General features: G+C 65.8%; 13 protein-coding genes and 1 pseudogene. 10 read left to right on the forward strand and 4 right to left on the reverse strand.

Annotated features, from left to right (window positions below; genetic code table 11):
- Positions 1-227: 227 nt before the first annotated feature.
- The 4 genes from JHW40_RS16290 to JHW40_RS16305 all read left to right on the forward strand — a co-directional run bounded on the left by JHW40_RS16290 (position 228) and on the right by JHW40_RS16305 (position 5682).
- Positions 228-1610 carry an L-serine ammonia-lyase gene (locus JHW40_RS16290; protein WP_090612250.1) on the forward strand — a complete coding sequence of 461 codons (1383 nt, stop codon included), beginning with the start codon at positions 228-230 and terminating at the stop codon, positions 1608-1610.
- A 96-nt stretch (positions 1611-1706) separates the two neighbouring features.
- The gene (locus JHW40_RS16295) at positions 1707-2696 is read left to right on the forward strand and encodes a hypothetical protein (protein ID WP_090612252.1); all 990 of its coding nucleotides are present in this window, start codon (positions 1707-1709) and stop codon (positions 2694-2696) included.
- 137 nt (positions 2697-2833) lie between these two features.
- The gene (locus JHW40_RS16300) at positions 2834-5035 is read left to right on the forward strand and encodes a YjbH domain-containing protein (protein ID WP_090612253.1); all 2202 of its coding nucleotides are present in this window, start codon (positions 2834-2836) and stop codon (positions 5033-5035) included.
- Positions 5032-5682 (forward strand): YjbF family lipoprotein, encoded by a 651-nt coding sequence (locus tag JHW40_RS16305; protein WP_090612256.1) that lies wholly within the window; start codon positions 5032-5034, stop codon positions 5680-5682. The genes JHW40_RS16300 and JHW40_RS16305 overlap by 4 nt, the downstream gene beginning before the upstream one ends.
- Positions 5683-5860: 178 nt before the next feature.
- Here the strand turns inward: JHW40_RS16305 and JHW40_RS16310 are convergent, their stop codons facing one another.
- Together JHW40_RS16310 and JHW40_RS16315 are read right to left on the reverse strand one after the other, a co-directional pair.
- On the reverse strand, positions 5861-6064 hold the full coding sequence (locus JHW40_RS16310; RefSeq protein WP_419182452.1) for a hypothetical protein: 204 nt from the start codon (positions 6062-6064) through the stop codon (positions 5861-5863).
- Between the two features lie 424 nt (positions 6065-6488).
- Positions 6489-6986, reverse strand: a complete 498-nt coding sequence (locus tag JHW40_RS16315) for a Fur family transcriptional regulator (protein ID WP_090612260.1) — start codon at positions 6984-6986, stop codon at positions 6489-6491.
- A gap of 181 nt (positions 6987-7167) precedes the next feature.
- Between JHW40_RS16315 and hemP the strand changes: the two genes are divergently transcribed.
- The gene (hemP, locus tag JHW40_RS16320) at positions 7168-7344 is read left to right on the forward strand and encodes a hemin uptake protein HemP (RefSeq protein WP_090612263.1); all 177 of its coding nucleotides are present in this window, start codon (positions 7168-7170) and stop codon (positions 7342-7344) included.
- A 35-nt stretch (positions 7345-7379) separates the two neighbouring features.
- Here the strand turns inward: hemP and JHW40_RS16325 are convergent, their stop codons facing one another.
- The gene (locus JHW40_RS16325) at positions 7380-8843 is read right to left on the reverse strand and encodes a pseudouridine synthase (RefSeq protein ID WP_090612265.1); all 1464 of its coding nucleotides are present in this window, start codon (positions 8841-8843) and stop codon (positions 7380-7382) included.
- A gap of 119 nt (positions 8844-8962) precedes the next feature.
- Between JHW40_RS16325 and JHW40_RS16330 the strand changes: the two genes are divergently transcribed.
- The 4 genes and pseudogenes from JHW40_RS16330 (at position 8963) to JHW40_RS16345 (ending at position 11233) form a co-directional block, all read left to right on the forward strand.
- Entirely contained in the window at positions 8963-9415 is a 453-nt protein-coding gene (locus JHW40_RS16330) for a nucleoside deaminase (RefSeq protein WP_090612267.1), read from the forward strand.
- 60 nt (positions 9416-9475) lie between these two features.
- Positions 9476-10022, forward strand: a pseudogene (locus JHW40_RS16335) (transposase); the annotation flags it as partial.
- Between the two features lie 321 nt (positions 10023-10343).
- Positions 10344-10739, forward strand: a complete 396-nt coding sequence (locus JHW40_RS16340; RefSeq protein WP_090612271.1) for a VOC family protein — start codon at positions 10344-10346, stop codon at positions 10737-10739.
- A 62-nt stretch (positions 10740-10801) separates the two neighbouring features.
- Positions 10802-11233: a GFA family protein gene (locus JHW40_RS16345; RefSeq protein WP_244519190.1), complete on the forward strand. Its 432-nt coding sequence runs from the start codon at positions 10802-10804 to the stop codon at positions 11231-11233.
- A gap of 4 nt (positions 11234-11237) precedes the next feature.
- On the opposite strand, the gene JHW40_RS16350 is transcribed toward JHW40_RS16345, so the two are convergent.
- Positions 11238-11741, reverse strand: a complete 504-nt coding sequence (locus JHW40_RS16350) for a DUF892 family protein (protein WP_090612273.1) — start codon at positions 11739-11741, stop codon at positions 11238-11240.
- 147 nt (positions 11742-11888) lie between these two features.
- Between JHW40_RS16350 and JHW40_RS16355 the strand changes: the two genes are divergently transcribed.
- Entirely contained in the window at positions 11889-13742 is a 1854-nt protein-coding gene (locus JHW40_RS16355) for an ABC transporter ATP-binding protein (protein WP_090612276.1), read from the forward strand.
- The last annotated feature ends 10 nt before the right edge of the window (positions 13743-13752 follow it).

Here is a 13752-nt window from a genome sequence, read left to right on the forward strand (position 1 = left end):
CGCCTTGCCGCCGGGTGCCCGCAAGGTTGGCAGGCCGCCACGATGCCGGGCACTCGCCACGCCCCGCATAATTGACTATATAAAAGGCATGTCGCCTATTAAATGGGCAATCGCGATCTGCCGGGATCATCGGTGGATATCGCTTTTGTCACCGGCCAGCGTCATTTGGGGCATGGCGGCGGTGCCGCAGTCATGCTTGGATCAGTTCGGCACAGCAAGGGGTCATCATGTTCCTTTCGGTCTTTGACATGTTCAAGATTGGGGTCGGCCCGTCCTCGTCGCATACGATGGGGCCGATGGTGGCGGGGGCGCGGTTTCTGCAATCGCTGCGCGGCCTGCCGTTTCACGCCTATGGGGTGCGCGCGACGCTGCACGGCAGCCTGGCCTTTACCGGCAAGGGCCACGCCACCGACCGCGCCACCATCCTGGGCCTTGCGGGTTTCGTGCCCGAGACGATGGATGCCGAAAAGGCCGAAGCCGCGCTGGACGACATCCGCCGCAGCCACGAATTGCAGGTGGACGGCCTGCCGCCGCTGCATTTCGACCCCGAAAAGGACCTGCGCTTCGATTTCGACCACGCCCTGCCCGGCCATGCCAACGGGATGAGCATCTCGGCCACCGACGCGCAGGGCGACGTGATCTTTCACCAGATCTATTACTCGGTCGGCGGCGGCTTCGTGCTGACCGACGAGGAACTGGCGGCCGAAGCCGAAAACCGCGGCAAGGACGACAAGGCGCAGGTGCCCTTTCCCTTTTCCAGCGCCGCCGAGATGCTGGCGATGGCGGAAAGCTCGGGCAAGACCCTTGCGCAGATGAAGCGAGCCAATGAGCTGGTGTTCCGGTCCGACCAGCAGATCCGCGACGGTCTGGCGCGGATCTGGCAGGTGATGCGCGACTGCATGGATCGCGGGCTGGCGACGCCGGGCGTGCTGCCGGGCGGGCTGAAGGTGCGCCGCCGCGCCCATGCGATCCACCAGCAATTGCTGGCCGAACGCGGCATGAACCTGACCGCGCCGCATATCATCAACGACTGGATGTCCACCTATGCCATGGCCGTGAACGAGGAAAACGCCGCCGGCGGCCAGGTCGTCACCGCGCCCACCAATGGCGCGGCGGGGGTGGTGCCTGCGGTGATCCGTTACTGGCTGGACCATGTGCCGGGGGCCGGCGAAAGCCAGATGCCGGAATTCCTGCTGACGGCCTCGGCCATCGGCGGGATCATCAAGCACAATGCCAGCATCTCGGGCGCCGAATGCGGTTGTCAGGCCGAGGTCGGCAGCGCCAGCGCCATGGCGGCGGCGGGCCTGTGCGCGGTGCTGGGCGGCACGCCGCAGCAGATCGAGAACGCCGCCGAGATCGCGCTGGAGCATCATCTGGGCATGACCTGCGACCCGGTGAAGGGGCTGGTGCAGGTGCCCTGCATCGAGCGCAACGGACTGGGCGCGATCAAGGCGGTCAGCGCCGCCTCGCTGGCGCTGCGTGGCGACGGGGTGCATTTCGTGCCGCTGGACGCCGCCATCGAGACCATGCGCCAGACCGGCCGCGACATGAGCGACAAATACAAGGAAACATCCCTCGGCGGACTGGCCGTCAACGTCCCGAATTGCTAGGCGGGATACAGCCGTTGGCGTCGTTGCGGCTTGCCCGGCGGGCGGGCGATTGCTAACGCTGACGCAAAGAGCAACAAAAATCCAACAGAGGCCAGTATGACATTCACCCTTACGCCGCGCCTGACGGTGCTTGCCCTTCTGACGCTGCCGCTGGCGGCATGTGACGGCGCGGGCCTGCCGGGCCTTGGATCGGAACAGCCGCAGGTCGAGGGGCATCGTGGCCCGCCCACCGTGTCGCCCACCGAAGCCCCGATCGAGACAGGCGAGGCCGAAGGCCGCCCCATCGCCACCGCCGAGGCCCGCACACATAACACCGCCGCCTTCAGCGCCCGCGGCAACGAGCCCTTCTGGGCGGTTGATCTGGCCGGGAACACCGCCATCTACAAGACCCCCTCGAACCAGCGCGGACAGGCCGTGCGGGTCAATCGCCTGACCTTCGCGGAAGGCGTGGAATATGTCGGCGTGCTGGGCGGGCGGCCCTTCGTGGTCAATATCCGCGGCACCGATTGTCAGGACAGCATGTCCGGCGAGCGTTTCCCGATGAGTGCGTCCCTGACCGTTTCGGGCCGCAGCGAACGCGGCTGTGCCGGTCCCGCCTCGGCCGAGGTGGCGCAGGCCGTCGCCGCGACCCGCGCGCCCGCCCCCGCCGCGCCGCGCACCACATCGCGCCCGGCGACATCCGCCCCTGCGGCGACACGTCCGGCCTCCAGCCCGGCGACCACAACGGCACCCGCGCCCGAATCGACCAGCGAGGACAGCCCGGCAACCGGCACGACCACGCCCGAGACCACCACGCCGCCCACCGGCAGCACGCCGGCCGAGGCCCCCGCGACCGTCACCCCTGCCACCCCGGCAGATGATACCGGCGCGTCCAGCCCGGCAGGTGGCAGCTCGGCCAGCGACAGCACGGGTGACAGCAGCACCGCGCCTGCCGCATCCGAACCCGCTGCATCCGAGCCCGCTGCATCGGAACCGGCGGCCGATGTCCCGGCGCCCACCACCAGCAGCCCCGCTGTGATCCCGACCCCCGGCGCCGGTTCCGATGCCGGTGCGGACGGGGATGATGACGGCGACAGCAGCCAGTAACGGCCATTTCCTGCCGCCCGGACCCGCTTCGGTGCGGCAGGATTATCGCAACCCTGCGCCAATCGGCGATTGTGGGGTTTCGCGCGATTGAACAGCCGGTATGATCCTGAAACCAGCCGTGACGAAGGACCCATTCGATGCGCAGCACCCCGCTTGCCAGACGCCTCATGGCCTCGACCCTGCCGGTCGCCTTTCTGATCGGAACGGCGTCCGGCACTGCTCAGGCCGATCCCATGATCGCCCGCAACATGTCCAGCTATGGCATGCCCGGCGGGATCGACACGCCAACCGCCGAAGTGCTGCCCGACGGCACGCTTGGCGCGACGGTGTCATGGTCGGATTACGCGCGGCGGGGCAATGTCACCTTTCAGGTGCTGCCGCGACTGACCACGGTGCTGCGGTATTCGCGGGTCGAGGGTATCAACGATTATCGTCAGGACGGCTATATTTCGGACCGCTCGTTTGACCTGCGCCTTCAGATCCTGGACGAACAGGGCTGGCGCCCGGCCATCGCCGTCGGGTTTCAGGATGTGCTGGGCACCGGGATCTATTCCGGCGAATATATCGTCGCGACCAAGAACATCACGCCGACGATCCGCGCCTCGGCCGGTCTGGGCTGGGGTGTGCTGGCGGGCAAGCCCCGCACCATTGATGTCGGCGACGAGGGCGGCACGCTGGATGCCGACAACTGGTTCTCGGGCAGTCCCAAGCCCTTCGCTTCGGTCAGTTGGCAGGTCAATGAGCGCCTGAGCCTCGTCGCGGAATATTCCAACGATATCTATTTTACCCGCTATAGCAGTGGGCGCGAATATCAACAAGGTGACGAAGAGCCGGGCAGCAAGGTCAATCTCGGCGCCTATTACAGCTTTGGCCGCGCCTATCAGGCCGGGCTTTACACCATTGGCGGCGACACCATCGGCGCGCAGCTGACCGTCGCGCTGAACCCGCGCGAGGCCCCCTATCCCTCGGGGCTGGAAAAGGCCCCCGCGCCGGTGCGTCCACGCCCTGCCCCCGCCGCCGATCCCGAAGGCTGGTCGGGCCAGTGGTCGCAGGACCCCACTGCGCAACCCGCCATCCAGACATCGCTTGGCGACGCGCTGGACAAGGAAGGTCAGGTGCTGGAATCCATGGCGCTGTCGGCCAACCGCGCCGAGGTCCGCATCGACAACCGCCGCTATATCAGCCAGGCCGAGGCCGTGGGCCGCACCGCCCGCCTGATGAGCCGCGCCCTGCCACCTTCGGTGGAAACCTTCGTCATCACCTCGACCGCCGAAGGCATGCCGACCTCATCGGTCACGCTGCGCCGCTCGGATGTCGAGCGGCTGGAAAATACCGAGGCCAGCCAGATCGCCTCGGTCGCCGCCCTGACCGATGCGCCGCTGAGGGCACCGGGGCTGGTGCGCAGCGATGAGATCTATCCGCGCTTTCAGTGGTCGATCAAACCCTATGTCGATCTGGGCATCTTCAGCGCCGAGGACGGGCTCACCCACGAGGTCGGGGCCGAGGCCCGCGCCAGCTATGAGCTGATGCCGGGGCTGATCGTCACCGGTGCGCTGCGTCAACGGGCCTTCGGCAACATGGATCAACGCGGGCCGGGCATTCCCGGTCAGCGCGGCGAGCATTACACGGCCGAGGAATATCTGGCCGATCCAAGCCTTGAGACCACACCCGAAGGTGTGCCGCGCGTGCGCTCGGATTCGCGCATGTATCGCGACAACAGCAGCCCGACGATCCCCGAGCTGACGCTGGCCTGGTACAGCAAGCCGACCGAGACCGTCTATACCCGCGTCACCGGCGGCTTGCTGGAACGCGGCTATGGCGGCGTCTCGGCCGAGGCGCTGTGGAAGCCCGCCAATTCGCCGCTGGCCTTCGGGGCCGAGATCAGCCACGTCAAGAAACGCGATTTCGACGGGTTGTTCGACTTCCGCGATTACGAGGTCACGATGGGCCATGTCTCGGCCTATTACGAATTTTCTCAAGGATTTGCCCAGGGCTTCACCGCGCAGTTGGATGTCGGCAAATATCTGGCCGGGGATGTCGGCGCCACCGTCAGCCTGACCCGCGAATTCGCCAATGGCTGGCGCATCGGCGCCTATGCAACCAAGACCGACATGAGCGCCGAGGAATTCGGCGAAGGCAGCTTTGACAAGGGCATCATGCTGTCGATCCCGATCGGCTGGGCCACCGGACAGCCCTCGCGCGAACGGGCCTCGACCACGCTACGCTCTCTGTCGCGCGATGGCGGTGCGCAGTTGAACGTCAACGGCCGGCTTTACGACAAGATCCGCGACAGCCATTCGGTCGAACTCTATGAAGGCTGGGGGAGGTTCTGGCGATGAACGGCGCTTTCAAGATCACGCTGGCCGCCGGTCTGCTGGCCGGGCTGGCCGCTTGTGGCAATGACGACGCAGGTGGCGGCCCGTTGGGTGCACTGACACAGGCCGCGGGTCAGGCCGTGGCCGAACGGCGCGGCGGACAGGACCCCGCCGCCCCGGCCAGAACACCAACCGACGCGGCGGCCGAGGCGCTGCGGGTCAATCCCGGCCCACTGATCCAGGCCGGATTTGAATCGCTTGGCCGCACGCAGGTCATGGCGATGACCGGCCAGAACGGCGCCCTGCGCACCTATATGACCCCGTCCGAAGAGGCGCTGATCCTGCGCGGCGGGATGCTGGTCGGCACGCGGGGGCTGGGCAATGACCTCTCGGTCGCCGAGCCGCAGACCGAGGCGCTGATCCGCGCGGGCAGGTCGGGTTCGGGACAGCGCGTCATGCGCTATTTCACCGGCGACGGGCTGGAGCGGCCGCTGAGTTTCGACTGCACCGTCGGACCGGGACCGAATGCGGGTGTAGTGGTCGAGAACTGCGGAGGTCACGGCACCAGCTTCCAGAACAGCTATATGTCGCAGGGCGGCCAGATCGCTGTCTCGCGGCAATGGGTCGGCCCGGCGCTGGGTTACGTCACCATCCAGACGCTGCGCCCCTGAACCGCCCCCGAACGATGTGAAACAAAGAACCGGCCCAAGGGCCGGTTTTTCTTTGTCCGCCGGTCAGGGGATGATCCGTCAGCCGGGGTTTTCCAGCAGGTGAACCGCGCAAATGAAAAGGGCTGGCCATAGAGGCCAGCCCTTGAAAACCTGACGGGACCCGGGTCCCGTCCGGAAATCAGCTGTCATCATCGTCCGAGGCGATGGCCGCGATCACGCCCAGCAGCAGCAGGGCGGGAACGACCAGACCGGCGTTCGACGAAGCCGGCTGCTCTTCAACAATGACGGGCTCGACTTCGACGACGGGGGCAACATAGCCACCGGCGAGAGCCGAGGAGGCGGTCAGGCCGAGAGCGGCCGCAAAAGTAGCAAATTTGGTCATGATCATGCTCCGTTTCGTTGAAAGCTGCCGTCTCCGGCAACATCGATGCGACAGTTGCACAAACCCGAACGGTTGAAAAGCAGCATTAAATCAAATCCCCCGCGGCCTTGCGCTCACTGTTGCATAATCGCCAACACGCCCGGATGCCCCCTGGTTCCGCCAACCGGAGGGCCGCGTCGCAAAGCTGTGGCAATCCTGCATCATGGGGCGCGGAAGCGCCGGATAAACACAGGAAAAACGCGCGCCTCACCCTGTCGCGACCATGCAGGCCATACCAAAGGGGCAGGAATTTTTACCGTAATTTCAAACCGCACGGTCGGGCAAGGTTTCGCCATCGGCTGGCGGGATCTTGCTATTGCGGCCATTGCGGAGGCGAAGGATCGCGGCATTCACGCAACTGCCCGATCCATGATTCGAGCGCCGGTCAGACAGCCGCCGCACAGGCGGGGCACAGACCCAGCACCTCGACCGTGCTGCGCTCCATCACAAAGCCCGACTCGGCGGCCAGATCGCCCAGCAGATCGCGGATGCGGGTGCCGGGCAGTTCGGCGACCTTGTCGCATTTGCGGCAGATCAGAAAGGCGGGCGCGTGATCATGGCCGGGATGCAGACAGGCCGCAAAGGCGTTCAACCGCTGCACCCGATGCGCCAGCCCGTGCTGGACCAGAAATTCCAGCGCCCGATAGGCGACCGGAGGCTGACGCCCGAACCCTTCCTCGGCCAGACGGTCAAGGATCTCATAGGCGCCCATGGCCCGATGCGATTCCAGCAGGATCTCCAGCGTGCGCCGCCTGACCGGGGTCAGACGCGCGCCCTCGGCGGCCAGCCGCTTTACCGCCTCGTCCAGCGCATGCGCCTCGCAGGCGTCATGGTCGTGCGGGTTGAACGCCGTGTCGGCGGCAGAGTGATTGGCAGCGGCCATGAGAATCCATCCTCTTCGAGGGGTCAGCGCCCCTTATGACATGGGGGCCAAGCCTTTCGCAACAAAGCCCCGAAATGCTCGCATTTCAGGGATGCGCCAATACCCGACTCTTTTCCTTTGACATTTCCGAGGGAATTTGTCAGCTTTCACGGCGAACGAAATGCCAGCCAAGAGGGCCAACATGACCGCTGCGCAACCAGCAGAATTTCCCCGTCCGGGCGCCACTGCCTTGTCCCGGATTCCCCAGCATGACGCGACCGTTCTGACCCGCGGCGGCAATCAGGCGCTGATCGTCCTGGACGATCAGGTCTATCAACTGCGCATCACCCGCGCAGGCAAGCTGATCCTGACGAAGTGATCAAGGGGCGCGGCGCGCCCCTTTTCAATGGCCCTTCAATCGCGTCTGGGGCCACCGGGACGACCCGAGGGCTTGTGCCCGCCCGGTCGTCCGCCCGGCTTGCCTCCGGGTTTGCCACCCCGGCCACCGGCAGGGCCCGGCCCGCCCTTGCCACGGGCGCCAAAATCCTTGCCCCCCGCATCGGGTTTGCCACCGAACCTTGCGCCACGACCTTCGGCTGCGGGGTTGCCACTGCGCGCAGGCTTGTCACCAAAGCCCCGACCTTCGCCATCCCGTGCGGCAAAACCCCTGCCCCCGGCATGCGGCTTGCCCCCGGGCTTGCCGTCGAACCTTCCACGGGAATCCGAGGCGGGCTTGGCCGGATATTTGCCACGCGCGGGCTTGTCGCCAAAGCTGCGGCCCTCTGCGCGCGGCGCCTGACCGTCCTTCGCGGCAAAGCCCCTGCCCGCCCCGGCGCGTTCGGCATGTGGCCGATCGCTTCCCGGTTCGCGACGCGGACGCTTGTCGCCATCACCGCCTTGCCCGGCGGCAAAAGGCCGGGCACCCCAGCTTTTGCCGGTCCCCGAACGCTCGGCAGGCTTGTCGCCGCGACGCTCGGGCCGGTCTGACCCGAAGGCACGAGGCTTGCGCGGACCGGCATCGCCGCCGCGATCACTGCGGCCTTCCCGGCCCCCTGCCCCGAAGGAGCGCGGGCCACGGGACGCACCGGCCGCCCGATGCGGCGCCTCGTCCTCTTCGCCGGTCAACAACCCGCCCAACTGATCGCGCAGCACCCGGCGCTTGACCTCGACCACCTCGTTACGCTCCATCCCGGTCAGCCGGAACGGACCATAGCTGATGCGGATCAGCCGGTTCACCTGCAATCCGACATGGGCCATCGCGCGCCGGATCTCGCGGTTGCGGCCTTCGCGAATACCCACCGTCAGCCAGGCATTGGCGCCCTGCTGACCGTCCAGCTTGATCTCCATCGGCGCGAATTCCTCGCCCTCTATGGTCGCGCCACGGCGCAGGGGCGCAAAGGTCAGATCGTTGGGCTGGCCGTTCACCCGCACGCGATAGCGCCGCAGCCAGCCGGTCGAGGGCAGCTCCAGCCGCCGCTTCAGCTCTCCGTCATTGGTCAGCAGCAGCAACCCTTCCGAGGTCAGGTCCAGCCGTCCGACCGACATCACCCGGGGCAGATCGCGCGGCAGGGCGTCGAACACCGTCTGACGGCCCTTCTCGTCGCTTTCCGAGGTCACCAGCCCGACCGGCTTGTAATACAGCCACAGCCGCGTTTCCTGCTTTTCGTCCAGCTTCTTGCCATCGACCATGATGCGGTCGGCCGGCGACACATCCAGCGCCGGGCTGTCGATCACCTTGCCGTTCACACTGACCCGGCGTTCCAGAATCATCCGCTCGGAATCGCGGCGACTGGCGACGCCCGCGCGCGCCATCACCTTGGCGATGCGGTCGGTCTTGTCGAATTTTTGGGGCTGCTGGTCCTGCTGGTCATCGGTCATGCGATATCTCCTGCGCATCTCTGCGGTGGCAAAACCCTCTTCTACGCGCGCGGCGGCGTCGGTGAAAGCCTTGTTTTGCCCGCTTGCCCGATTGGCCGCAGCCTGCGACAAGCAGCGCAATGCAGCAATTCACCTCGCATATGGCGCAGGCTCTGGCCGAGGCGCAGGCCGCCGCCGACCGTGGCGAGGTTCCGGTGGGCGCGGTGCTGGTCGCCCCCGATGGCCGGGTCGTCGCGGCCGCAGGCAACCGCACCCGTGCCGACCGCGACCCCACCGCCCATGCCGAGATCCTGGCCATCCGCGCCGCCTGCACGGCGCTGGGGTCCGAGCGGCTGCCCGGCCACGCCCTGTGGGTCACGCTGGAGCCCTGCCCGATGTGCGCCGCCGCCATTTCGGCGACCCGGATCGAGCGGCTGTATTTCGGCGCCGACGACCCCCGGATGGGCGGCGTGCTGCACGGCGCGCGGGTTTTCGATCATCCGCAATGCCACCACCGCCCGCAGATCTATGACGGCATCCGCGCCCAGGAGTCCCGACAACTGCTGCGCAGCTTCTTCGCCACTCGCAGATAAAAACCTGCGCCCGGGTGAGCACCTCCCCGATCATTGGCAGGATCGGGCGTAATTCAAGCTGCTCTCCGCACCGCGGCCAGTCTCCGATAAAAGGGGATCGTCCACGGGCGATCGGACGCACGAAGGGGTTCGAGGGGAACAGAAACTGTCCGGCGGACAGTTTCGCCCGAGAACGAACTCCAAGCTGTACATGCTCAGCGACGGCAAGGGCCGGCCACCGGACTTCTTTCTATCTCCCGGTCAGATGGCCGACAGTCGTGGCGCACGCGTGCTTTTGCGCCATCTGCCAACGGCCAGGCGTTTCCTCGGCGACAAGGCGCATGATGCCGACTGGTTGCGCGATGGCCTCAAGGACCGTGGCATCCGCCCCTGCATCCCGCCTCGGAAGAAGCGCAGGAAACCGGCCAGATACAGCAAGCGGCTCTATCGGAAGCGATATCGCATCGAGAATGCCTTCGGCCGCCTGAAGGACTGGCCAATCGTCGGGAAAATAATCCCCCGGACTATTATTTGATCCTCCTCATACATTGCTACCTGCTATGAGCGATGCGGAGACATCTTCCTCAACGCCTTCATCCTCGCCGCAATCATCATCTTCTGGGTCTGAAATTAATAGGGATGGACCCTAACACCAACACCGGATCCAGTGGTTGTTTTACAAGAAAATCTGCCAAAGTCAGCGGCTTCTGCAAAACCGCACGCGACAACTCCCGATTTATCAGGTTCACGGCTTGTTTCCGCTATGTCCTGATAACCCGCGGGCACGCCGTCATTGATTTTTCCGGGAAAATTCGGAGAGGTTCGAGACCGATGTTCTGCCGAATGAGCGCACCCCTCGCCGCCCGGCCGCGATAGGGTTTGCGTCCATCTTGGTCATGCGGATATCTGTCGGGTAACCCTATCCACGCGAAAACCGCAGGAGAGCCAGATGGCAAAATACATCCATTCCATGATCCGTGTGCTGGACGAGGAACGCTCGGTCGCGTTCTATCGGCAGGTCTTCGGCCTCGAAGTCGCCGAACGGCTGGATTTTCCCGAGTTCACGCTGATCTATCTGGCGAATGGCGAAAGCGGGACCGAGCTGGAGCTGACCGTCAACAAGGACCGCAGCGAACCCTATGATCTGGGGGATGGCTATGGCCATGTGGCGTTCTCGGTCGATGATCTGGACGCGACCCATGCAAGGTTGACGGCGGAAGGCTATGCCCCGCGCAAGCTGGTCGATTTCGCGCCGGGGGGCGAGGTGATCGCGCGCTTCTTCTTCATCGCCGACCCGGACGGCTATCAGATCGAGGTGCTGCAACGCGGTGGGCGCTATCAGTGATCTGCTGACCGGAATTGTCAGCATGGTCGGGCGATCATGGCGCACCAGTCAGGAGATGCACCATGAGCGAGCCGGAAACCGACATCACGACCTATCAGGCAAGCTGCTTTTGCGGCGCAGTGCGCTTTGAAGCGGATGGCGATCTGGCGGCGGGCACGATGCGCTGCAACTGCCGGTTCTGCCGCAAGATGCGTTACTGGGAAATGCGCCTGCCCGATCCGGGCGGGTTGCGGCTGATCCGCGGGCAAGAGCACCTGGCCGAGACGCCGCGCGCCGATGGCAACGGGATCGACATGCATCACTGGTTCTGCGCCCGCTGCGGCACCCGGCTGTGGACCGAGGGCGATATCGCGGAAATGGGCGGTCGCTTCGTTCAGGTCTGCGTGCCGGCGCTGGATGCGGACGAGACCGAACTGATCGCCGCCCCGGTCTTCTGGGCCGATGGTGCGCATGACAACTGGTGGAACCCCGCCCCGGAAACGCGTCACCTCTAGGCGGTCACTTGCCGTCCAGCGCCGCCTCGTTGACGCCGCCATCGGCAATGGCGGTCATGTGCCGATCACCGCTGCGGGTGCGTTCCAGACATTCCTGAAGGATCGCGCCATCCCCATCCAGCCCCAGCCGGTTGGCGAAACTGCGCAGGCAGCCATAGCCCGCGATCGCATAATGGACCATGCGCTGATATTGCGAGATGATCGCGGCGTCCTGCGCGTCCTCGTCGCCGAAATCGGTCTCGATGGCGTGGCGCTTGGCCTCCAGCGTCAGCCCCTCCATGCCCTTGCAGATCTCTCCGGTGGGGTCGGTGTCATGGCGTTCGCACAGCTCGGCCAGAACCTCCATGCCGCGCGCGATGCCCTGATTTCCGGCGATCAGCGCCTCGGCCAGTTCGCGCGATTTGGCGTGGCGACCAAGCTCGGTCACGATGGGCAGGGCCTGCTTGCAGGCGGAGTAGAGATCCTTCAACTGGTCCAGATACAGATCCTTCAGATCCTTGATGGTCATTGTTGCCTCCCTTCGATACTGGTCACGCGAATGCAACCGCCCTGCCCCGGCTTCGTTCCATCGGTTGACAAAGATGAACCCGCACAGGATCCCTGCCCCATTGGTCAACCCGGCTGACCCGCAGACCCGATTGCAGAAGGTGCCCCCATGTTCGGCTGGTTCGAACGCCGCATAGAGCCCTATCCCGACGCCGCGCCCGGCATGCCGCCACGGACATTGACGCGGTTCGTGCTGCATTACAGCCGGGGCGCATGGCTGTGGCTGGTGCTGCTGGCCGCAGGTTCGGCCGTAATCGCGGTGATCGAGGTCATGCTGTTCGGCTATCTGGGCGATCTGGTGGACCGGCTGTCCCAGACCGCAAGGGACGAGTTCTGGCAGATCGAGGGCGGGCGCCTGTTCCTGATGGCGGTGCTGCTGCTGGTGGTCCTGCCGGTGCTGAACACGCTCAGCAGCATGGTGCTGCACCAGACCCTGATGGGCAATTACCCGCAGCGCATCCGCTGGCAGGCGCATCGCTATCTGCTGCGCCAGTCCATCGGCTATTTTCAGGACGAATTCGCCGGACGGATCGCGCAGCGGCTGATGCAGACCGCGCTGGCGGTGCGCGAGGTGGCGATGAAGGTCATGGATGTCGGCACCTATGTCGTGGTCTATTTCATCGGCGCCCTGCTGCTGGCGGGCAGTCAGGACTGGCGGCTGGCGCTGCCCTTCGCGGCATGGGCGGCGGCCTATGGCATCATGCTGTGGCAGATCGTGCCGCGTCTGGGGCGGGTCTCGCAGGCTCAGGCGGATGCGCGCTCGGCCATGACCGGGCAGGTGGTGGACAGCTATACCAATATCGCCACGGTCAAGCTGTTTTCCCATTCCGCGCGCGAGGAATCCTGGATGCGTCGGGGCATGGATCGCTTTCTGCATACGGTCCATGCGCAGATGCGGCTGTCCAGCATTCAGGACATCGCGCTGAACCTGATCAACGTGGCGCTGGTCGCCGCCGTCACCGGGCTGGGCCTGTGGCTTTGGTCGCGCGGCCAGATCGCGGTCGGCGCGGTGGCCGTGGCGGTGCCGCTGGCCCTGCGGCTGAACAACATGGCGCATTGGATCATGTGGGAATTCGCCTCGCTGTTCGAAAATATCGGCACGGTGCGCGACGGCATCGCGGGCCTTGCCCTGCCGCGCGAGGTTCTGGACGCCCCCGATGCGCAACCCCTGCGGCCCGGTCCCGGCGCGGTCAGCTTCGATCACGTCACCTTCCGCTATCGCGGGATGGAAGGTGCCCGGCCGCTGGCGGTTCTGGACGACCTGTCACTGTCCATCACCGCGGGCGAGCGGGTGGGGCTGGTAGGACGTTCCGGCGCCGGGAAATCGACGCTGGTCAACCTGCTGCTGCGCTTTCACGATATCGAATCGGGGCGCATCACCATCGACGGGCAGGACGTCGCGACGGTGACGCAGGACAGTTTGCGCGCCGCCGTGGGCGTGGTGACGCAGGACAGCTCGCTTCTGCATCGCTCGGTCCATGACAACATTGCCTATGGCCGCCCCGACGCCACCGAGGATCAGATCGCCGGGGCGCTGCGCATGGCCGAGGCCGAGGGATTCGTGCCCGACCTGACCGACAGCCTCGGGCGGCGCGGGCTGGCGGCCCATGTCGGCGAACGCGGCGTCAAGCTGTCGGGTGGCCAGCGCCAGCGGATCGCGATTGCGCGGGTGGCGCTGAAGGATGCGCCGATCCTGATCCTCGACGAGGCGACCAGCGCGCTGGACAGCGAGGTCGAGGCCGCGATCCAGTCCCGGCTGGAGGCGCTGATGGCGGGCAAGACCGTCATCGCCATCGCGCACCGCCTGTCCACCATCGCCGCGATGGACCGGCTGGTGGTGATGGATCAGGGCCGCATCATCGAACAGGGCAGCCATGCCCAGTTGCTGGCGCAGGGCGGGCTTTATGCGCGGCTGTGGTCGCGACAGTCGGGCGGCTTTCTGGACGTGGACGACCTCGGCTGAGTGCCAACGA

It is taken from the genome of Paracoccus alcaliphilus (assembly GCF_028553725.1).
Taxonomy (GTDB): Bacteria; Pseudomonadota; Alphaproteobacteria; order Rhodobacterales; family Rhodobacteraceae; genus Paracoccus; species Paracoccus alcaliphilus.